This is a genomic window from uncultured Dysgonomonas sp. (genome assembly GCF_900079725.1).
In the GTDB taxonomy this organism is placed as follows: Bacteria; Bacteroidota; Bacteroidia; order Bacteroidales; family Dysgonomonadaceae; genus Dysgonomonas.
Window position 1 is genome coordinate 917890 of sequence record NZ_LT599032.1, and the last position, 21208, is coordinate 939097.

The following is a 21208-nucleotide window of genomic DNA, read 5'->3' on the forward strand; positions in this document are numbered from 1 at the left end:
TTTCAAGATTATTTCAATCTTTGATTGATGCTATATATTAGCCTTCAACACCTCTCTGGCCTTTTCTATCATTGTATCCAGTCCCTTGGCCATATCTTCATCTGTCATGTCCTGAGATATATTGGGGTCGATACCAAATTCTATCTGTTTTTTCTCTGCATCCAGAATCGGTGATGCTGAAAATCGTACCGACCAGCCATTCGGCAGTTCGGAAGAGAAAGGCATTCCGGAGCCACCTCCTGTTTTGTCGCCCATAAGTATGGCATTAGGCGCATAACGCATCATATTCACAAAGTCATTGGCTGCACTATAACATCTGCGGTTGGTAAGCACAACGACTTTTTTCTGAAAACGCAATCCATTAGCAGGTTCTACATATATTTCGTACGGTTTCGAAAAATCGTCATGTCCCTTGCCTGTTTTGTGTAGCATATAAGCTACCAGTGTTTTATCATTAAAGAAATATGATGCCAATTTCTCACTGTTCGTCAGCTCTCCTCCTCCGTTATTCCTTACATCGAGGATGACACCATCACATACCGCAAAGCGGTCGAATACCTGCGACAAGTTGCCATCGCCTATCCCGCTCGAAAAACTGCCATAATAAATATAACCTATATTATCGTCCAGTATTTTGTATTTCAAGCCGCTGGCTATGCCATAATCTGTACCCAGATAATTATCCTGTATTTTTGTATCAAAATTATAAGGATAGTCGTCATACCACTTACTATAACGGGCTACATCATGGCTTGCCACCAGATTTACATGCCCGTCCTTTACCTCTGCCAGCATTTCGCCGAGTACGGTAAACAAAGCATCATTCGTCATATTCTCACTGATACGTGCAGCGTATCGGGTATGAACTTCGTTCCAGTCCACATCCTTATAACTGAAAAAGCAATAATGCTCATCCATTATTTTCCACAAAGCCTCGAAGTTCCCTTGTCTGGTATTCTCGAATTTATCCTCATCAAAACATGATGAAAAGCTGAAAACAAATGTAAGAGATATAATAAGTATATATTTCATCCAGTATTTTTTTTAAGCCCTCAAGGTAGTAATAATTCTTTAAACTCCTGAAATGAATAACGGTAGTAGTTCAAATCAACATCGCCATCCACCCCGGGTAATTCCCCTTTATGCGAGAACTGCCATATACGCCAGTTCTTCACATCATCGGACGGCTCATTATGCAGGTCACACATCCAGATCAGGTTATCAGGAAAATTATCTTTGATATATAATTTATAACAATCTTTGTTCGTATAAATGACCGGATGAATTCCGAAATGTTCATACAATTCCTTCTCCAGCACTTTCAATTCACTCACAACAACTTCAATATAGTCTTTATCCTTACTGTAAGGATTGGCCGGCGAATGTTCCACATCGATAGCCGGAAGCATATCTCCGGTGTTAAACCTCGCTATTTTCAGAAAGTGTTGTGCCTGTTCCTTCCCAGACAAGCCGAATGTATAGAAATGGTAAGAACCCACCTTTATATTTGTTTCCCTTGCCAAATCATAATTGTAGGGATAATTCCTGTCTTCGTGGGAAGTGCCTTCTGTTGCTTTAAGGTAAGCGAAAGTAATATTTTGTTCCAGAACACTCTCCCAGTTTAGAATCGGATTGTGATGGGATACATCCACCCCCTTTACGAAATACTTACTGGAATCGAAAGACTCGGATTCTCCAAAATAATCCTTTATAACGAAGAATGCCACAACACACAAGCACGCAGCTATCACAAATGGCAGAATAAACCTTTTCGGTTCAAATTTCACCGCTTTCCTTCTGCTTGTGTTTTTTCGGGTTCGCTTTCTTACTATTTTCTTAGCCATTGGCTTACTTTAATCGAAAACAACAGTTTCGGTAAAAAGCTTACCAACTTTATCTTTTGCCGACAGAATCAGTTCTTCTTCTTTTATTCCCCAATCAATGCCGACTGTAGGATCACTCCACAAAAGCGAAGCTTCATATTCCGGGGCATATATGTTATCCACTTTATAAGAAAAAATGGCTTCGGGGCTAAGCACAAGAAATCCGTGGGCAAAACCTCTGGGTACAAATAATTGCTTTTTATTATCTTCGGTAAGTTCCACCGCTAAAGATTTGCCGAAGGTGGGTGAGGATTTACGTAAATCCACTACCACATCGAGGACGCTCCCCTTGAGCGCTCTGACTAATTTTGCCTGGGCATATTTACCTGTCTGATAATGCAATCCACGCAACACGCCACGGGTCGACTTCGATTCATTATCCTGAATAAACTCAACTCTGCCGATATGCTCTTCGAACGCTTCTTTCCTGTACGATTCCATAAAATAGCCCCTTTCATCGGTAAATACACGGGGCTCTATTGTCCAGACTCCTTTTATATTCTGCTCTATAAATTTCATACAATAAAAAAACTTTAGTCTAGTAAGCTAAGTATATATTGTCCATATGCGGTTTTATCTAGACGTTTGCCTAAAACCCGCAATTGCTCATTATCAATCCATTTGTTTCGCCATGCAATTTCCTCTATACATGATATATAAAAGCCTTGCCTGTTCTGTATTGTCTCCACATAGTTCCCGGCTTCGAGCAAGCTATCGCAATTTCCGGTATCGAGCCATGCAAAGCCACGTCCGAATAATTGAACCTTTAAAGTCCCTTCGTTCAGATAACACTTGTTGAGATCGGTGATTTCAAATTCTCCTCTGGCCGACGGCTCCAATGCTTTCGCTTTTGCGGAAACAGTCTTATCGTAAAAATAAAGTCCGGGCACAGCGTAATTGGACTTAGGATTTTCGGGTTTTTCCTCCAATGACATCACCTTGCCATCTTCGTCAAACTCAACAACCCCGTATGCCCGGGGATCTTTCACATAATAGCCGAAAATGCATGCCCCTTTTTCTATTATCGCAGCTTCTTTCAGCATTTTGGAAAAGCCCTGTCCATAAAACATATTATCTCCGAGAATGAGACATCCGGCTTCCCCATCGAGAAATTTTTCGCCCAGTACAAAGGCTTGAGCCAAACCATTAGGAACTTCCTGAATTACATATTCAAACTTCATCCCGAGCTCTTCGCCCGTACCCAGCAACGCCTCAAACATCGGTAAATCGCGCGGCGTGGAAATAATCAATACTTCACGGATACCTGCCAGCATCAGTGTGGATAAAGGATAGTAAATCATTGGCTTATCATACACCGGCATTATCTGCTTCGATATTGCTTTGGATAAAGGGTAAAGTCGTGTGGCACTCCCGCCTGCGAGGATAATTCCTTTCATGCTTGCTCTGTTTATTTATTCAGTTGCAAATATAAGATAATAGTTACAAGTTACAAGTTACGGGTTACGAGTTTTTCGTCACTCTGCTCCGTTTATCCGTCAGCCAATTTGTAACCCGTCTACTTGTTTTCTCGTAACTGCCCGCAGGGCGAAGTAACTCGTAACTTTTCATTACCTGATTATCCTTTTATGTTTTTTTGTTAAAAATAAGACATATATAACCCTGTCAAATTTCGCTATTTATAAAAAAAAGTATTCCTTTGTGTTGTTTTTTAGAATAATGAGTGACGAATAAATTTCGATGATATATTATCGAATCATAATTCATGCTTATCGTTCCACTTAATAGAGTAGTAAATAAGTCTGCGACTTTAACAGATAGAATTAATGAAATATAGATTCATCACATTTTCAGCAATCTCCATACTTGCCGGAGTTTCTTTTATTCAAGCGCAAAACGTTCCTGATAAGAATCAGCAGCAACGTTATTTCGACATAAATAAAAATATAGAAATATTCAATTCCATAGTACGGGAAGTAGACATGTTCTACGTAGATACTCTGGACCTGAACAAAACTATCCGCAGCGGAATCGACAATATGCTCAACACCCTCGATCCTTATACGACTTATTTCAACAAGGACGACATGAAGGAGTTCAGCACCCAGATTTCGGGCGAATATGCGGGCATAGGCTCCAGCATTGCCTTCAAGGACGGGAAAGTTGCCATAACAGAACCTTTTGAAGGTAAACCGGCTGACAAAGCAGGCTTAAAAGCAGGTGACTATATACTCGAAATAGACGGTAAAGACATGACTACCTGTGATAAGGTAGAAGGTGAGGCTTTTGGCCGTACACTGAGTAACTTTGTAAGTTCTAACCTGAAAGGACAACCGGGCACGCCGATCCAAATAAAAGTAGAGCGTCCGGGCGAGAAAAAGCCGATTATAGTAAAAGTGGTACGTGAGAAAATTACGATTGATCCTATACCATACTATGGACAGATAACTCCCTCGACAGGATATATTAATTTCAGCCCTACTTTTACCGATAAAAGTGCGATGGATGTGAAAAAGGCATTCCTCGATCTGAAAAAACAGGGAGTAACATCGTTAATTTTCGACCTTCGCCAGAACGGAGGCGGAATACTCGAAGAAGCCGTACAGATTGTAAACCTTTTTGTACCAAAGGGAAAAGTCGTTCTGTCGACCAAAGGAAAACTGAAACAACTGGACAGGACATACCGTACCACACTCGAACCTATCGATACTGAAATACCGATTGTCGTACTTATAGACAGAGGCTCAGCCTCTGCGGCAGAAATCGTTGCCGGATCGTTACAGGATATGGATAGAGCTGTACTTATAGGGGAACGTACCTTTGGCAAAGGATTGGTACAGTCGACAAGGGAAATTCCGTACGGAGGCGGTGTAAAGGTTACCAATTCCAAGTATTATATCCCAAGCGGAAGATGTATACAAGCCATAGATTACACTCATCGCAACGCCGATGGTAGTGTAGGACGCATTCCCGATAGCCTGACAACTGTATTCAAAACCGAAATCGGCCGTCCGGTAAGAGACGGAGGTGGTGTTTCGCCGGATATTGCATTCGAGGAAGAGAAAACACCTACCATAACATACTATCTCGCCAATCAGTTCATCGTTTTCGACTGGGTTACAGACTGGGCTGTAAAACACAAATCAATCGTTTCTCCCGAAACATTCTCTATTTCGGACGAAGACTATGAAAGCTTCAAAGCATTTGTAAAATCAAAAGATTTCCAGTATGACCGTATGAGTGAAAAATCGATGGCTTCGCTCAAAGAAGTAATGGAGTTTGAAGGATATATGAAATATGCGGATGCAGAATTCAAGGCGCTGGAAGCAATGCTTGTACCGAACCTAGACCGTGACCTGGAAACATTTAAAGATGATATCACACGCCAGATAAACACTGAAATCATCAGACGTTATCATTATCAGAAAGGTGAATACCTCTATACTCTGAAAAACGATAAAGAACTGGCTAAAGCGGTGGAAGTATTAAACGATCTCGAAGTATACAAAAAAACATTGTCTGCTCCGGCTGAAGAAAGCGAAGTAGCTATGAATTAATAGAAAACAAATAATAAAGCATCCGTCCTACAACGGGTGCTTTGTTATTTCAAGACTGTTGCAAAATCAGGCTTAATCTACTTAAAATTACATTCTTATTCAATATTTTTAAAGACAGTATCAACGAGTTCAACTAAAAAGATTATCTTTGCAATCCTGTTAGGGCTGAAATCGCCAATGCGATAGAAAAACCAAGGGCGCAGACCTATTTATTGTCCACCCAAGTATAACAATAATTGATAGATAGTTATAGCTTTAAAACACGACACTAAATACTTATTTTAAATTATAAGGCCTACAAACTGATTTCAGCACATTATCAAATTAAGAATAATAACCCAATACAAAAAATGGAATATAATACTCAACTGAAAAAGCTAGCTCTTCCCGAGTATGGAAGGAATATACAAAATATGGTCGACTACTGCCTTACAGTGCCTGACCGGAATGAACGCAAACGCTGTGCCAATACTATTATCACTATAATGGGAAATATGTTCCCACACCTGCGCGATGTAAATGATTTTAAACACATCCTGTGGGATCACCTTGCTATTATGGCCGATTTCAAACTCGATATCGACTACCCCTATGAAATAGTTAAGAAGGAAGATCTTTATTCCAAACCCGGAAAAATTGAATACAGCCGCCCCGACATGGAATATCGCCACTATGGTAAAACTCTTGAAAAAATGGTGAAACTAGCTACCGAACTGGAAGACCCGAAAGAAAAAGAGCAATTCATATTGCTTGTTGCCACTCATATGAAAAAATCATATATACAGTGGAATAAGGAAGTGGATGATATGAAAATATTTATCGATCTCTATGATTTGTCGAATCATAAAATAGACATACGCAACTCCAACATAAAACTTCCCGAAATGAAAGACCTCGGACAAAGGAACAATAACAACAATAATAGCGGAGGAAAGAAAAACCAGCAGCAAAAGAAGAAGTGATTTTTAAGTGAAAAACGAATTGAAAATCGGCGGAGCCAAAAGTAAAAAGATTATAGATCGTTATTATTCACTGCTAATTGTTCACTGTTTACTGCTAACTGATAAGATATGATAAAAGAAAACGAAGTTTTCAAAATCGGGAAATTTATCAAACCTCACGGAATAAAAGGAGAGATCAATTTTTCTTTCGAGAATGATGTATTCGACCGGGTAGACTGTCCCTATCTTATTTGCCGCATCGATAATATCCTTGTTCCTTTCTTTATCGAGGAGTATAGGTTTAAGGGTAAAGAAACAGCTCTCATAAAATTTGAAGACATAGACAATGAGGAGAAAGCCAGGCGAATGTCCGGCTTAGAGGTTTATTTTCCACGCAAATATTATGAAGAAGAGAGCAGTGACGATATTGAATACTCCTGGAATTTCTTTATAGGCTTTTCAGTTATAGATAAAATAGCCGGTAAGTTAGGTATAATTGAAGATATAGACGACAAAACTATAAACACTCTCTTTCTGGTAAAAGATGGAGAAGATGAACTTATAATTCCAGCTACAGAAGATTTTATAGAAAAAATAGATGCAAAGAAAAAGGTGTTGTACCTTGCCCTTCCCGAAGGGTTGATTTAATGTCTGGTGCCAGATTGATATATTATTCCACCATCAGAATCCATATTTCCGTCCATTTTCACTACAAACGAACATTTTACTTTAAAATAAAATTATAACTTTGCTTTTTAGGTAAGGTCACCAACCTGTTTAATACTTTTATATCTGCAATAACAATAGCCGGTTAAAATTAACTAATGTTGCATTAAATACTTTCTTTTACTTATATTTCGATGAAAGAACGCATAGTTGTAAAAATAGGTAGCCAAATACTGAGTCGTAAGGACGGGATGCTGGATCTCACCCGCATGTCGGCATTGGTAGATCAGATAGCCGAATTGCATAAAAACAATGTGGAGGTTATTCTGGTTTCATCGGGCGCCGTAGCATCCGGAAAATCTGAAATCAAGGCAAAAGCGAAGTTAGACACTATTTCGGCACGTCAGTTATATTCTTCTATCGGTCAGGTGAAGCTGATCAACCGTTATTATGATTTGTTTCACCAGCAGGGTATTATCTGCGGACAGATACTTGTTACCAAGGAAGACTTTGCCACACGCCGTCATTACCTCAATCAGAGGAATTGTATGTCGGTAATGCTTGACAATAAGGTCATCCCCATTGTAAACGAAAATGATGCCATTTCGGTTAATGAACTCATGTTTACAGACAATGATGAACTATCGGGGCTTGTAGCAGCCATGATGGGAGCAAAAAAACTAATAATACTCAGCAACATAGACGGGATTTACAGTGACAATCCGAATAACCCTGAAGCATACATATTCCGGGAAATAGATATAAAGAAAGACGACATCGAAAACTGTATCCAGTCTTCCAAATCGGCAACAGGACGCGGAGGGATGACCACAAAATACAATGTGGCCCGCAGAGCAGCTGAAGAAGGGATCGAGGTCATTATTGCCAATGGACGCAGGGATAATATACTGGTAGACCTTATAAAAGGAAAAGACGTTGTATCTACCCGCTTCAAACCATCGGGAAAAGGAACAAACAGTATAAAAAAATGGATAGCTCATTCCGACGGTTTTACTAAAGGAGAGATCCATATCAATAAATGCGCCGCTGATGTCCTCTTAAGTGACAAAGCAGTGAGCCTTTTACCTGTAGGGGTAACGAAAATTTCAGGAAATTTTGAAGCTGATGACATCGTCCGTATTATCGACGAAAAAGGGAAACAGGTCGGCATCGGCCGTACATCGTACAGCAGCGAAAAAGCGAAAGAAACGATAGGAAAAAATAACAAGAAAGCAATTGTGCATTACGACTATTTATATATTGAAAAATAAAAATGGACGATTATCACCAGAATACGTTCCGGTTAGTTATGGAAGCAGGTAAAAGCCTGAACTTACTGGAAGAAAAAGAGATAAACGCAATACTGGAAGCTATTGCTAAAGAAACCGAATCGAAAATGTATTATATCCTAGCCGAAAATCAGAAGGATTTGCAAAGGATGGATACAAGTAATCCCAAATATGACCGCCTGTTATTAAATGAACAGCGGATAATGGATATTGTGAAAGATATCCGCAATGTAGCCTCCCTACCCTCCCCCGTTGGAAAAACCCTCATGCAAAAGACATTACCGAATGGCCTGAACCTGTCTAAAATAACCGTTCCGTTCGGAGTTATCGGTATTATATACGAAGCCCGCCCGAATGTGAGTTTCGATGTATTTTCCCTATGCCTCAAATCGGGCAATGCCTGTATCCTGAAAGGTGGATCGGACGCGCGTTTTTCGAACGAAGCCATCATAGACATCATTCGCAATGTATTGGATGAAAACGGGGTAAATCCCAATGTATGCACTTTATTGCCTAACGACCGGGGAGCAACAGAGGAACTGCTTAATGCCCGTGACTATGTAGACCTTATTATTCCGCGCGGAGGGCAGGAATTGATTAATTATGTACGCGAAAACTCCCGTATACCTGTCATAGAAACAGGCGCAGGTGTATGTCATACCTATTTCCATAAAGAAGGGGATGTAAAGAAAGGTAAAGATATTGTTACCAATGCCAAAACACGCAAAGTGAGTGTGTGTAATTCGCTGGACTGCATTGTAATAGACAAAGACCGTCTGGAAGACTTACACTACCTTTGCGAAGATCTGGAGAAGAAGGATGTTATAATATACGCCGATAAACACGCTTATGAGGCTTTGTTTCAATACTACTCTTACGATTTACTGAAAAAAGCAAATGAAGACAGTTTCGGTACAGAATTTCTCGATTATAAGATGGCTGTTAAAACTGTCTCGGGTATAGATGAAGCCATCCAGCATATAGCCACTTATAGTTCGAAACATAGTGAAGCCATCATAAGCGAAGACCGTGAAGCTATCAAACTATTCGAGAAAATGGTCGATGCAGCCTGTGTTTATGCCAATGCATCCACCGCATTTACCGATGGCGCACAGTTCGGGCTTGGAGCAGAAATAGGCATCAGCACACAAAAAATGCATGCACGGGGTCCTATGGCTTTGGACGAATTATGCACTTACAAGTGGATAATAGAAGGCGATGGACAAATCAGACAATGAAGAAAAAAAAGAAAAAGACAGTAGGAAAAATAACTGTCGAAGATTATATAAAAGCGATTAAAAAGGCCGGCAGGGATGAAGAACTCTCCCGGTCGGCAGGATGGAAACGCATTACATCCATACATAAAAGTAAGAAACTATATAATCGCAAAACACAAAGAAAGAACTTTACAGAAGAATAATGGAACGCAACGTCTTACTCGACTATTTCAAAATAATCCTTTGTATATTGGTTATAGGCGGGCACATGCAGCCGCTGTTCGGTGATAGCCAGTTTATCAGTTGGTATATACCGAACGGAATATCCCGTGTTACAGTACCCGTATTCCTTATCATCAGTGGCTATTATGTTTTTTCGAAGCTCAACGATCCTAAAGCTTTCAAAAAATATATGAAACATTTCATATTGATATATCTGGTATGGACTTTGATATATACACCTTATTTTATCACTTCGGTCAGGCCTGTCGATTTCCTTATCGTTTTACTTACGGGATATTACCATCTCTGGTATATGCCCACAGCAATTGTAGGCCTGCTTATTCTCTTCTTTGCCAAAAAGTATATCAAGAACGACTATTATATGCTGGCTCTGGCCCTGATCCTATATTTGGCTGGATATCTTCTGAGTTTTCATTTCAATAAGATATTTATTTTCCGCAATGGGTTTACCATTGGTTTTATGTTTGTATTCGCCGGATATTTTATCAGAAGCAAACAATTTGATAAAAAAAGTAACCTGTATATCATTCCTTTAGCATGTATCGCCCTGCTTGCCAATGCATATGAGGCCTACTATACCTACACTCATGCAATGAAACCCAATCAGGATATGATGCTCTCTATACTGGTTCTCAGCCCTGCACTGTTTACTCTCGTATTGAGAAATCCTATTATGAAAGTTGGTAAAGGATTCCTTAACATCCTGCCATCAGCCATTTATTTTGTACATCCATTTGCCATCTCGCTAATTGATGTTCCTCTGGAATATAAGATATATAAATTACCATATGTATTTTTACTGTCTATTGTATTCTCATTCATTGTTTATCACCTGAATAAGAAAGTGAAGATATTTTTGTAAAAATAAAGCCACATGGAATGGAACGTAATATAAGGCTCGATTATTTTAAAGTATTCCTCAGCATATTGGTCATCACCATACATATGCAGCCGCTATTCGATTACGGAGAATTGCGGGGCTGGATTATTACACACGGTATCGCTCGCATTGCTGTACCTATATTCTTCATTACGAGCGGTTACTATATAGCAGCAAAGCTCGATAATGTAAAAAGCCTGAAAAAATACCTGAAACATCTGGTCATTATCCATATTGTATGGAACCTGATATATCTGCCTGCTATTATTGATGTGATTTATAATATAAAAAGTGTCATACTGATAGTTGTATTCGGTTTTTTCCATCTTTGGTACACGCCGGCACTGATAGTGGGAACAATAACACTTTTCTTGTCTAAAAAATATATTAAAGACTATAGATACATTTTAGGACTTGCTTTCATCCTGTTTATGATCGGGTTTTATTGTGGTCTTGATTATCTTAAAATATATTATTACCGAAACGGTATTATTATGGCTTTTCCTCTCATGGCACTGGGATATTGTATAAAATCGAGAGACTGGGTAAAGAAAATAAAAAATAATTACCTCATTTGGGCTATGTGCATTGGTTTCGCTGCGCTGATAGGTGAATCTTACATAAGATATGCCAATTCGAGTGGATTCAATCCTTTCAATGATTTCCAGCTGTCGTTATTGATACTCTGCCCTGCAATATTCATTTATTTACAGAAACATCCGGTAGTATCTTCGGGGAAAGGCTTTATATCTATACTATTCTCAGGGATTTACTTCCTGCATCCACTGGCGATGAGCATCATAGGAATGCCTCAGACTTATATGATATATAAATTACCTCTGGTAATTATACTTTCTATCGTGCTATGTTATATTTTTTATTTGATAAATAAACGTATAAAAATATTCTTTTAACCATGGAACGTAATATAAGGCTCGATTATTTCAGGATTATACTCAGCCTGTTGGTTATCACAGTACACACACAGTCTCTTTTTAGCAATGATTCATTAACCGGATGGCTCATTTCTAACGGGATAGGCCGGGTAGCAGTACCTTGTTTTTTCCTTATCAGCGGATATTATCTACATTTCAGATTAGATGACAATAAAGCTATAAAAAGATATTTATTACACATATTCATTGTCTACATTGTATGGTCGTTCATCTATCTGCCCACCTATTATAATACCATAGAAGCCCGTTCGCTGATTACATTTGCCATCATGGGATATTATCACCTGTGGTATCTGCCTGCGCTCCTCTTGGGTATATTAATGCTACTAGCGTTAAAGAAGTTCATAAAGAATAACAATTTGTTACTGGTTTCCGGCATCCTTCTCTACATTACCGGATATATACTGGAGAATTGTGGATTGCCTTACAGGGTATTCTGCAATGGTATTTTCTTTGGTTTCCCATTTATCGTACTAGGATATTATATTCAAAAGATGGGCTATGTAAATGTAAAATCCTTACATCTATATATCATTCTATTTATAAGTCTCATCACATTATTATTAGAGTCATACCAAGGATATAAAACAAATATTTACCATAATTTATTTCTGTCTCTATACATCCTTTGCCCCCTATTAATTATCTGCATACAAAAAAGAGCAAAATACAATATTGAGAAATACGACATATCAAAATTGGCCGCAGGAATCTATTTTGTTCACATCCTCGTTGCGGGACAAATAATCCCAATAGCGGAAACAAATAATATTTACAGATTGCCGTTCATTATGATAGTCTCCGTACTATTAGCTATCTTTATAGTCTTAATCGATAAACGCATTAAAATACTTTTGTAATGAGAACATATACCAATGTAAAAGACCTCGGCGATCTTAATGCCGCAGTAAAAGAAGCCCTCGAAGTAAAGAAAAACCGCTTCGGGTATAAAAGCCTCGGTGAGAACAAAACGCTACTGATGGTATTTTTCAATTCCAGTCTGCGCACCCGCCTGAGCACACAGAAAGCCGGAATGAACCTGGGTATGAACACAATGGTGCTCGACATCAATCAGGGAGCTTGGAAACTGGAAACCGAACGGGGAGTAATAATGGATGGTGACAAATCGGAGCATATACTCGAAGCCATCCCCGTGATGGGCAGCTATTGCGATATTATCGGAGTGCGCGCATTTGCTCAATTCGAAAATAAGGAAGATGATTATCAGGAAAAGATACTCAATCAGTTTATTAAATATTCAGGACGTCCAGTTTTCAGCATGGAGGCCGCAACAGGACATCCTCTACAGGCTTTTGCCGATCTCATCACAATAGAAGAATATAAGAAAACAGCTCGTCCAAAAGTTGTCCTTACATGGGCACCACATCCGAAAGCACTGCCACAGGCAGTACCTAATTCGTTTGCAGACTTTATGAACGAAGCTGATGTAGATTTTGTTATCACACATCCCGAAGGTTATGACCTTGATCCTAAATTTGTACGTGGAGCGAAAGTTGAGTATGATCAGGATAAAGCACTTGCCGGAGCAGACTTTGTCTATGCAAAAAACTGGGCTGCGTACAACGATCCTAATTATGGCAAAATATTAAGCAAAGATATGTCGTGGACAGTGACAACTCAAAAGATGGCGCTGACCAATAATGCTTATTTTATGCATTGCCTGCCTGTACGCCGCAATATGATTGTGAGCGACGATGTAATAGAAAGCCCACAATCAATTGTTATACAGGAAGCAGCCAATCGTGAGATATCAGCTCAGACAGTTATAAAGAGAATGCTGGAAAATCTTTAAAATATAATCCGTTTATAACCAAAAGCAGCGCATCCCGAAAGAGATGCGCTGCTTCTTTATTTTGTGTCTATGCTTTGTTAGAATCTATATCCCAATGTCAGCAGCCCTTGAAAATTATTTGTCTTGAATGTAGTTTTATCTGCTCCTGTAAAGGCATACAAATCATCTTTCTGCGATTTCATTACAAATGCAATATCGGTATAGAAATGGCGCGAAAATCTGTATCCCATACCGTAAGTGAAATAATTTGTAGTTCCATCCAATACGTACTGAGTAGCTGCACGGCTATCAGTTACAACTTCATGGTCGCCCGGAAAATCTATTACTTCATTTTTGAATGGGCTTTGCATCCATGAATAACCTACACGAGCCGAAAACTGATCTGTAATACGATATTCAGCCCCAACACGAATAGTAGATGCATTTCTGAAATCATTCTTTATATAAGCATTCGGATCTCCTGTACCTGTAGTAAGGGCATTGCCGCGATCGTCAAACAATTTCATATTATTGGCATAGTTAGTCAATTCATAATCGGCGCTGATAATAGCTTTACCTCCGATAACACTGGCAAGGCTCAATGTCCATTTGTCTGGTGTACGCATTTTATAATCGAATATAGCATCTTCACCACTATTTGAGTTAGGCTCAGAAAAACTACCAATAGAAGCACCTGTGCCATCTCTGAATTTAGAATCTAAATTAGCCGCAAAATAATCAGTCATGTTATACCATGTAGGAGAATGATAAGCTACTCCAATCCGTAATTCCTGGATAGGTTTCACGATCACTCCGGCAGTAACCTGCCATCCTGTACCATCTGTCCTCATCCAATTCTGAATCTCCTGACCGCCCCAGAAAGAGTTATTTTCCATATAGTCTTCAATATAACTCGAATAGAGACGATAATTAATATCAGTTAAAGATAACGTTGCACCAACACTAACAATATCAGAGAATGTGGTTCCCACATTAAAATCGTATGTGCTGATAGAACCTTTTTCTTCGACAAAGAGGTCGTTATTTGCAACAAGTCCATCTGAAGCTGGGTAATATCCCTGGGCGTCTTCGTGTATCATACCTGAATTATAGCCCAATACACTTAACCAATCCTGATTCCGCCAAATATCCCGGAAAGAATTATTACTATCAAAAAGATCTAAATTCTGAGACGAGACTCCATTATTATTAGATCTATCGGCCATATAATCACCCATAGCATACGACAGGTTTTTACCAACCGCTTTATATTTCCTGTCAAAATTTTTCAGCCTGTTGTATGAAAATCCGATATTGATACTACGAACCACATCATTATCAAATATAGGGAACACACTCACAAATGCCAGATTATCAAAGTTCACTTTAAATTTACTTTCGTCAACTTTTCCGGCATTCATTTCTGTTTGAACCTTCGAATTCTGAAAATTAAGTGTGGTAACGATTTCGGATGTTTGATAAACTCCTATACCTGCAGGATTTATGGATACGCCGGATATATCGCCTCCCAAAGCACCAAAAGCTCCCCCCATAGAAACGGAACGGGCAGTACCCGTAAGGTCGTTCTTCGAATATCTGTATGCATCCATTTCATTTTGGGCCTGGGCAGCCCCAAACGTAAGTGCAGTTGTTAACAGTAGTAATGATACATGTTTCATAATGCAATTTTTAATATTTCTATATTTTTTCAAAAAAGCTGTCTCAAAAATTAATATTGAAACAGCTTTTATTTTAGTTGTCCTTATTTTGCTTTTTTATCTGCGTCCGCCTCCGCTTCTTCCGCTACTGCTTCCTCCACCTCCGGATGAACGGCTACTGGATGATGAGCCTGAGCTATATGAACCTCTGGAAGAAGAACTGCTGGATGAACCACTGCTATAACTTGGGCGTGAGCTTGAACTACTACTAGATGACCCGCTATAGCTAGGACGCGAACTAGAACTTGAGCTGGATGAACCACTATAGCTAGGACGTGAACTTGAGCTACTGGATGATCCGCTGTAACTAGGACGTGAACTACTTGAAGAGCCACTATTATAGCTAGGGCGTGAACTTGAACTGCTACCAGCTGAAGTATTGTAACTTGGACGAGTAGTAGGCCTGGTTGTCACACTACCAGATGAACCGCTAGTATTATAACTTGGACGTGTAGTAGGACGAGTTGTTACTCCGCTAGAGGAGCCTCTGCCTGTTGACGTTCCATAACTTGGACGGGTTGTTGGCCTTGTACTTACACCACTTGATGAAGAGCCTCTGCCTGTAGAAGTACCATAGCTCGGACGAGTTGATGGTCTTGTACTTACACCACTCGAAGAAGAACCTCTGCCTGTAGAGGTACCATAAGTTGGGCGAGTAGATGGTCTAGTTCCTACACTTCCGGTAGATGATCCTCTACCTCCATAACTAGGACGAGAACTACTTATACTCGATCCACGGCCAGTGTATCCATACGATCCTCGACCCGAATTATATCCATAGCCTGACCGACCAGATCCGTAACTAGCCCGAGGACGTCCGGAATAATTGTAGCGAGAGCTACTGCCGTAGTATCCGTGATGATGTCCGCCATACCAGCCGCCACCATACCAGCCACCGGCATACCAACCGCCGCCGTACCAGCCTCCCCAGCCATAACCATAGCCATACCAAGGTCTGCTCCAACCCCAGCCCCAGCTACTGCCGTAATACCAAGGATCGTAATATCCGCCCCAGTAACTGCCATAATACCATGGATCGTAAAACGGATAATAACTACCGTAATATCCACCCCAGCCCCAACCAAGATTTACATTAAAATTCCAGCCACGATTTCGATAATAATTGCTGTACAAGTCATTTGTAACATATACATTTATCTCGTTATCACTGGATATCTTAACACTGTTCTCCGGTTCGTGGAATTTGACAATACGGTCTGTATACTGATAATCCTGATATTCATCGGTATAGGCTACCGAATCTTCAGGGTATTGTTCATTCTGGTATACAGTCACATCCCCACCTCTACGGTTATATGCATCCACATCTACGTTCACGTTACCTTCTGTCTCCAGAGAAACTTCCCCGTTGTCGCGGACTACCAATACCTGAGTTGGTTTCTGTTGTTGTTTCTGAGAAACTGTATTTTTGACTTTTACCTCTTTCTTCTTATTATCTTTTGATTTAGAAGTAGCATAAATGTCATCCCAGTCATCTTGCGCAAAAGCGATAAATGGCAATACAGACATCAGAAACATCAGTACTAATTTTTTTACTTTCATAATCTGCTCTCCTATTGTTTATTGTTTATAATCTCCAATGTTTTGTGTTTATCGACAGCGTTTCAGTTGTCTTTTATAAATCTTAGACTATCCGACCTATAAAAGGTTTAATGCAAACATTGATAAAATATTAATAGAGAATAAACAAATATACGATATTTATCTTTTCGATTCAATATTTTATATATGAAAGATGCAACTACAGCCCTTTTTGTTGCGCTCTATTATGTTAAAAAAAACTATAAATAAAAACTTCCTAACAACCTTTAAATCAAATAAGACATAAGTATTGCAATTATTTCACTTTAATTACGTTCATACCCATGTTAAAAAGGAGTTGAATAGTTCTGCTTTTCCTATTTTTATTTAGATTTGTAATGCCCATATAACTAAATAGTAACCAAAGATTAACACTATTCATTCATCGATAATGGATGACATATTAGAAATAGCGATCCGGATTGCTGTAAATGCACATTACGGACAAACAGATAAAGGAGGTAAGCCATACATATTCCATCCCTTGAGAGTGATGAATAGTGTGAATACAATAGAAGAAAAAATTGTAGCCGTTTTGCACGATATTTTGGAAGATACTGATATTACTGTTGATGATTTGATGGCTGAAGCTATTCCCGAAGAATTAATAAATCAACTACTTATACTGACTCATTCTCCCGATATTGAATATAATGCATACATAGAACGTATAGCCGGATTTCCAATAGCCACAACTGTTAAGCTTGCCGACTTGAAGGATAATATGAATGTATCCAGATTACCCGAAATCACGGATAAGGATATACAACGACTAAAAAAATATCAAGCAAGTTATTCATTTTTAACTAAGAAACTGAACGACAATAAATAGTAACTCAATGAACGATAACAGGCTGTTACAATATGAATCGCAACTCAATAATTTTCTGACTGAAGCTTTCCTCAGACACAATATTGAATGTAATATAGAGAAAGATCTGATTGTATTTCCCCATCTGTATATGACAGCATGGACACGTATATTCAATCGCTCATCTTCTCCCATGGCCACAATCTTACAAATAGACATACATCTGGAAATAGGTATGGGTAAGACTATCATCGAATCGTGCGCAGGAATGGGAATGGATGAAGACACTGCGATAAAAGACGCATGGAAAAACTTCCTTACAAATTCTTTTCACACACTGCTTTCCGCATTTTTCAGCAAGGAGTTTGACCATCACATCAATAATCAACAATGGATAATTGACGGACGTACATATGATGTAACGATTAGCAATGTAACCACCAGAGGGAGCCATCCTGATCCGCTTCCTTTACGTTGGCTCGAACAGCTTGAAGAGATTATAAGAATCCAATCCTTGACAGAAGGTACTCATTGGGTGAGATTTTACTATGCGCAATCGGAAAGCGAATTGATCTCAGGTGAAATACTTCTCGATAACGAAGTTTGGACCGGTATAGAGAAATTCGTCCGCACATTTGATTTCCCCACCTATAAAGATTTCTTCTCCATGCGGGTCTTCATGGTACTGAAAGATCATTCCGATATAAGCCGTATGGCTGCTACTATGGCCTGGATGGTAGGTGAAGACGATGACGCAATAGAACAGCAAATGATGGCAGACGGTCTGTCTCTATCCGATGCTGATAAAGCAAATACATTTATACCTTTAGCTTTCGGACGTGTATTTCTGAAAGGAATCACAACAGCCGGATTTTCAGACGAAGCCATCGTTACAGATGAAACAGGGAAAGAAACGACCATAAAGCTTAGCGACGAACCTATCTATACATCCGCATACCGGTTGGCAGAGAAAATTATGAAGGAAGGTTGTGTGAATCAGGAGCACTTTCAAAATCTATTTATCCAAAGTGCGGAATTCAACGCTTATAACAATGCGCTGAAAGACGGTGCTAAAGTCGAAGATATGAACAATGCCAGATTCGGAGAACCGGTGATATATATGCCACACTATCAGCCTGCCGAAAAAAAGGAATACACCACAGAAAATATTATTACTGAAGATGCCTGTAAGAAAAAGAAAAAACCATCATGGAAATTCTGGAAAAAATAACTTTTCTATTGGAAAATCAGAAAATTAGGAGTACAAAAAAACGGCTATAACCAACTCTTTTACAGAACCTCGAAACGGGCAAATTTCAATAACAACTGCTTCACTCCCGAATTCTCAAATTCCACGGTAGCTTTTCGGCTATCCGGATCACCTGTTACAGCAGTCACCTTACCTATGCCGAAACGCTCATGTTTAATTACCGCCCCTACTTGTACTTCTCCTGAATTCACTCCTGCCGAAGCTTTCGGCTTAGCGTTGCGCGCATTCACAAAGTTGGAACGGGGGGATGCGGATGACTGGCGTATCTCCTGTCGCTGAACTGTTGGTTGCCTCTGTGTTAGCGGGCGTTCGGGGTATGTTGTACGCGGAGTATTTGTGTAATCGTAGAGATCATTTGTATATGTTTCGGGGCGATTGAGCACACCGAATCCACCTCCGCCAAGCACACCTCCATTTACGTTCAGATAAGAGGTGTCTATATCGCGAAGGAAACGACTTGGATTCGACGCATTTATTTGCCCGTTGCGGAAACGGCTTTTAGCATAGCTAATCATGCAGTATTCCTTTGCCCGGGTAATAGCTACATAAAACAAGCGACGCTCTTCTTCCAAGCCCCGCAACTCATTCTTTGCCATTGACGACGGAAAGAGATCTTCTTCCATGCCTACAACGAATACATTTTTGAATTCCAAGCCTTTAGATGCATGAACGGTCATCATTGTCACTTTTTCCTGATCGGCTTCCTTATCTGTATCCTGATCGCTAAGCAAGGATACCTCGGATAGGAAATCCATCAACCCTATTTCCTCCAAACCTTCTTCCTTTCGGGTTTCACAAAACTCGTGAATACCTCCTAAGAGTTCCTGCAGATTTTCCTGACGGCTCATACCTTCGGGGGTTTGATCCTGATAAGCTTCTGTGGCGATACCACTTTGTTTTACAATGCGCGATGCCAATTCGTAGGCCGATAGCTCTTGCACCTGTGCAATAAAACTTTCGATAAGTTCTCTAAATCCACTTAGTTTTTTCGCTGTGCCTGCATTCACATTCAGATTATAGCCTAACGAATCTCCGATCACCTCCCATAAGCTTACATTATGCAAACGGGCGGCTTCTGCTATTTTATTTACTGTGGTATCTCCTATCCCTCGTGTAGGAAAATTGATGATACGCCGGAAAGCTTCTTCGTCGAAAGGATTCACCACCATACGAAAGTAAGCGATAACATCTTTGATCTCCTTGCGCTGGTAGAACGACAAACCACCATAGATACGGTACGGGATATTCTTTTTCCGCAATGCCTCTTCGAAGATACGCGACTGGGCATTGGTGCGATACAGGATTACAAAATCACTATATGATGCTTTCTTATCGCGGCGGATGTCCCATATTTTATTCGAGACAATAACCCCCTCCTCAAAATCGGAGTAAGCACTCGAAACTTCGATACGTTCCCCTTCGTCGTTTTCTGAATATATTGTTTTCTTTATCTGCTCACGATTTTGCTGAATAAGGCTGTTGGCCGCATTCACAATATTCTGAGTCGAGCGGTAATTCTGCTCCAGCTTAAACAACTTCGATTCGGAATAAACTTCCTTAAATTTAAGTATATTGTCTATATTCGCCCCACGAAACGAGTAGATACTCTGTGCATCGTCACCCACTACACAGACACGGTGATGTGCATCGGCAAGTTGTTTCACTACAAGGTATTGCGCAAAGTTTGTATCCTGATACTCGTCTACCAATATAAACTGATAACGCTCCTGATAGCTTTTCAACACGTCGGGATGATCGCGAAACAGGACATTGGTGTAGAATAACAAATCATCGAAGTCCATTGTGTTGGATGCCTTTAATCTGTTATTATAATCCCTGTAAATATCTTTCAACACAGGCATTTTCGACCGTTGGTCATACTCCAGCAACTCTTTGTTCTGAGCATACATTTGTGGAGAAATCAGTGCATTCTTTGCATTGGATATTGTAGCCTGTACTCTTGCCGGCTTATAGACTTTATCATCCAATTGATACTGTTTGATTATGGTCTTTATCATATTCCGGGAGTCGGCCGAGTCGAAAATGGTAAAATTTGAGGTAAATCCGATTTTTTCGGCCTCGGTACGCAAAATACGGGAAAACACAGAGTGAAAAGTTCCCATCCACAAATAACGCGCATACTTCCATCCTATTATCTCGGCAATACGCTCTTTCATTTCACGCGCCGCCTTATTAGTAAATGTAAGTGCAAGTATGCTGTGAGGCATATAACCTTGTTGAAGAAGGTATGCTATTTTATAAGTAAGTACACGTGTCTTGCCCGAACCTGCCCCTGCAATAATCAGGGAAGGCCCGTTTATGTATTCAACAGCTTCACGCTGCTGTTTATTTAGATGATCCAGTAAGTTATCCATAAAAATCAGTGATAGGGTAACAAAGATAAGTCTTTTTTAGGAATGTGAGG

19 protein-coding genes are annotated in these 21208 nt (G+C 39.8%); 12 read left to right on the top strand and 7 right to left on the bottom strand.

Features of this window, described 5'->3' with window-relative positions:
* Nucleotides 1-30: 30 nt before the first annotated feature.
* The 4 genes from QZL88_RS03955 to rfbA are packed head-to-tail and all read right to left on the bottom strand — an operon-like array spanning nucleotide 31 to nucleotide 3280.
* A complete protein-coding gene (locus tag QZL88_RS03955) occupies nucleotides 31-1032 on the bottom strand; it encodes a S41 family peptidase (protein WP_296938739.1) in 1002 nt (333 codons plus the stop codon).
* A gap of 20 nt (nucleotides 1033-1052) precedes the next feature.
* Nucleotides 1053-1844 carry a GH25 family lysozyme gene (locus QZL88_RS03960; protein WP_296938740.1) on the bottom strand — a complete coding sequence of 264 codons (792 nt, stop codon included), beginning with the start codon at nucleotides 1842-1844 and terminating at the stop codon, nucleotides 1053-1055.
* A 9-nt stretch (nucleotides 1845-1853) separates the two neighbouring features.
* Nucleotides 1854-2402: a dTDP-4-dehydrorhamnose 3,5-epimerase gene (rfbC, locus tag QZL88_RS03965; protein ID WP_296938741.1), complete on the bottom strand. Its 549-nt coding sequence runs from the start codon at nucleotides 2400-2402 to the stop codon at nucleotides 1854-1856.
* Between the two features lie 14 nt (nucleotides 2403-2416).
* Nucleotides 2417-3280, bottom strand: a complete 864-nt coding sequence (rfbA, locus tag QZL88_RS03970; protein WP_296938743.1) for a glucose-1-phosphate thymidylyltransferase RfbA — start codon at nucleotides 3278-3280, stop codon at nucleotides 2417-2419.
* Between the two features lie 387 nt (nucleotides 3281-3667).
* Between rfbA and QZL88_RS03975 the strand changes: the two genes are divergently transcribed.
* From QZL88_RS03975 to QZL88_RS04020, 10 genes are all read left to right on the top strand, one after another.
* Nucleotides 3668-5398: a S41 family peptidase gene (locus QZL88_RS03975; RefSeq protein ID WP_296938744.1), complete on the top strand. Its 1731-nt coding sequence runs from the start codon at nucleotides 3668-3670 to the stop codon at nucleotides 5396-5398.
* Between the two features lie 350 nt (nucleotides 5399-5748).
* On the top strand, nucleotides 5749-6360 hold the full coding sequence (locus QZL88_RS03980) for a DUF4290 domain-containing protein (protein WP_296938745.1): 612 nt from the start codon (nucleotides 5749-5751) through the stop codon (nucleotides 6358-6360).
* A 108-nt stretch (nucleotides 6361-6468) separates the two neighbouring features.
* Complete coding sequence (gene rimM, locus QZL88_RS03985; RefSeq protein WP_296938746.1) at nucleotides 6469-6987, top strand: ribosome maturation factor RimM; 519 nt, start codon at nucleotides 6469-6471, stop codon at nucleotides 6985-6987.
* A 212-nt stretch (nucleotides 6988-7199) separates the two neighbouring features.
* On the top strand, nucleotides 7200-8276 hold the full coding sequence (gene proB, locus QZL88_RS03990; RefSeq protein WP_296938747.1) for a glutamate 5-kinase: 1077 nt from the start codon (nucleotides 7200-7202) through the stop codon (nucleotides 8274-8276).
* A 2-nt stretch (nucleotides 8277-8278) separates the two neighbouring features.
* On the top strand, nucleotides 8279-9532 hold the full coding sequence (locus QZL88_RS03995; RefSeq protein ID WP_296938748.1) for a glutamate-5-semialdehyde dehydrogenase: 1254 nt from the start codon (nucleotides 8279-8281) through the stop codon (nucleotides 9530-9532).
* Nucleotides 9529-9714, top strand: a complete 186-nt coding sequence (locus QZL88_RS04000; protein WP_296938749.1) for a hypothetical protein — start codon at nucleotides 9529-9531, stop codon at nucleotides 9712-9714. Before QZL88_RS03995 ends, QZL88_RS04000 begins: the two co-directional genes overlap by 4 nt.
* Complete coding sequence (locus QZL88_RS04005; protein WP_296938750.1) at nucleotides 9714-10616, top strand: acyltransferase family protein; 903 nt, start codon at nucleotides 9714-9716, stop codon at nucleotides 10614-10616. The genes QZL88_RS04000 and QZL88_RS04005 overlap by 1 nt, the downstream gene beginning before the upstream one ends.
* A gap of 17 nt (nucleotides 10617-10633) precedes the next feature.
* Entirely contained in the window at nucleotides 10634-11548 is a 915-nt protein-coding gene (locus QZL88_RS04010) for an acyltransferase (RefSeq protein WP_296938751.1), read from the top strand.
* A 2-nt stretch (nucleotides 11549-11550) separates the two neighbouring features.
* Nucleotides 11551-12450: an acyltransferase family protein gene (locus tag QZL88_RS04015; RefSeq protein ID WP_296938752.1), complete on the top strand. Its 900-nt coding sequence runs from the start codon at nucleotides 11551-11553 to the stop codon at nucleotides 12448-12450.
* Nucleotides 12450-13403, top strand: coding sequence for an N-acetylornithine carbamoyltransferase (locus tag QZL88_RS04020; protein ID WP_296938754.1), 954 nt, complete (start codon nucleotides 12450-12452; stop codon nucleotides 13401-13403). The genes QZL88_RS04015 and QZL88_RS04020 overlap by 1 nt, the downstream gene beginning before the upstream one ends.
* A 77-nt stretch (nucleotides 13404-13480) precedes the next feature.
* Here the strand turns inward: QZL88_RS04020 and QZL88_RS04025 are convergent, their stop codons facing one another.
* Together QZL88_RS04025 and QZL88_RS04030 are read right to left on the bottom strand one after the other, a co-directional pair.
* The gene (locus QZL88_RS04025; RefSeq protein ID WP_296938755.1) at nucleotides 13481-15061 is read right to left on the bottom strand and encodes an outer membrane protein transport protein; all 1581 of its coding nucleotides are present in this window, start codon (nucleotides 15059-15061) and stop codon (nucleotides 13481-13483) included.
* Nucleotides 15062-15157: 96 nt separating this feature from the next.
* A complete protein-coding gene (locus QZL88_RS04030) occupies nucleotides 15158-16663 on the bottom strand; it encodes a hypothetical protein (protein WP_296938757.1) in 1506 nt (501 codons plus the stop codon).
* Nucleotides 16664-17093: 430 nt separating this feature from the next.
* Here QZL88_RS04030 and QZL88_RS04035 point away from each other — a divergent pair, with 430 nt between their 5' ends.
* Nucleotides 17094-17534: a GTP pyrophosphokinase gene (locus QZL88_RS04035; RefSeq protein ID WP_296938758.1), complete on the top strand. Its 441-nt coding sequence runs from the start codon at nucleotides 17094-17096 to the stop codon at nucleotides 17532-17534.
* A 7-nt stretch (nucleotides 17535-17541) separates the two neighbouring features.
* Nucleotides 17542-18744 carry a DUF6348 family protein gene (locus QZL88_RS04040; protein WP_296938759.1) on the top strand — a complete coding sequence of 401 codons (1203 nt, stop codon included), beginning with the start codon at nucleotides 17542-17544 and terminating at the stop codon, nucleotides 18742-18744.
* A gap of 59 nt (nucleotides 18745-18803) precedes the next feature.
* On the opposite strand, the gene QZL88_RS04045 is transcribed toward QZL88_RS04040, so the two are convergent.
* Nucleotides 18804-21158, bottom strand: a complete 2355-nt coding sequence (locus tag QZL88_RS04045; RefSeq protein ID WP_296938760.1) for a UvrD-helicase domain-containing protein — start codon at nucleotides 21156-21158, stop codon at nucleotides 18804-18806.
* Nucleotides 21159-21208: the final 50 nt, after the last annotated feature.

Bases quoted from the DNA above. Each gene is read 5' to 3' on its own strand.
- QZL88_RS03955 (WP_296938739.1), bottom strand. From the start codon at position 1,032: ATGAAATATATACTTATTATATCTCTTACATTTGTTTTCAGCTTTTCA.
- QZL88_RS03960 (WP_296938740.1), bottom strand. From the start codon at position 1,844: ATGGCTAAGAAAATAGTAAGAAAGCGAACCCGAAAAAACACAAGCAGA.
- rfbC (WP_296938741.1), bottom strand. From the start codon at position 2,402: ATGAAATTTATAGAGCAGAATATAAAAGGAGTCTGGACAATAGAGCCC.
- rfbA (WP_296938743.1), bottom strand. From the start codon at position 3,280: ATGAAAGGAATTATCCTCGCAGGCGGGAGTGCCACACGACTTTACCCT.
- QZL88_RS03975 (WP_296938744.1), top strand. From the start codon at position 3,668: ATGAAATATAGATTCATCACATTTTCAGCAATCTCCATACTTGCCGGA.
- QZL88_RS03980 (WP_296938745.1), top strand. From the start codon at position 5,749: ATGGAATATAATACTCAACTGAAAAAGCTAGCTCTTCCCGAGTATGGA.
- rimM (WP_296938746.1), top strand. From the start codon at position 6,469: ATGATAAAAGAAAACGAAGTTTTCAAAATCGGGAAATTTATCAAACCT.
- proB (WP_296938747.1), top strand. From the start codon at position 7,200: ATGAAAGAACGCATAGTTGTAAAAATAGGTAGCCAAATACTGAGTCGT.
- QZL88_RS03995 (WP_296938748.1), top strand. From the start codon at position 8,279: ATGGACGATTATCACCAGAATACGTTCCGGTTAGTTATGGAAGCAGGT.
- QZL88_RS04000 (WP_296938749.1), top strand. From the start codon at position 9,529: ATGAAGAAAAAAAAGAAAAAGACAGTAGGAAAAATAACTGTCGAAGAT.
- QZL88_RS04005 (WP_296938750.1), top strand. From the start codon at position 9,714: ATGGAACGCAACGTCTTACTCGACTATTTCAAAATAATCCTTTGTATA.
- QZL88_RS04010 (WP_296938751.1), top strand. From the start codon at position 10,634: ATGGAACGTAATATAAGGCTCGATTATTTTAAAGTATTCCTCAGCATA.
- QZL88_RS04015 (WP_296938752.1), top strand. From the start codon at position 11,551: ATGGAACGTAATATAAGGCTCGATTATTTCAGGATTATACTCAGCCTG.
- QZL88_RS04020 (WP_296938754.1), top strand. From the start codon at position 12,450: ATGAGAACATATACCAATGTAAAAGACCTCGGCGATCTTAATGCCGCA.
- QZL88_RS04025 (WP_296938755.1), bottom strand. From the start codon at position 15,061: ATGAAACATGTATCATTACTACTGTTAACAACTGCACTTACGTTTGGG.
- QZL88_RS04030 (WP_296938757.1), bottom strand. From the start codon at position 16,663: ATGAAAGTAAAAAAATTAGTACTGATGTTTCTGATGTCTGTATTGCCA.
- QZL88_RS04035 (WP_296938758.1), top strand. From the start codon at position 17,094: ATGGATGACATATTAGAAATAGCGATCCGGATTGCTGTAAATGCACAT.
- QZL88_RS04040 (WP_296938759.1), top strand. From the start codon at position 17,542: ATGAACGATAACAGGCTGTTACAATATGAATCGCAACTCAATAATTTT.
- QZL88_RS04045 (WP_296938760.1), bottom strand. From the start codon at position 21,158: ATGGATAACTTACTGGATCATCTAAATAAACAGCAGCGTGAAGCTGTT.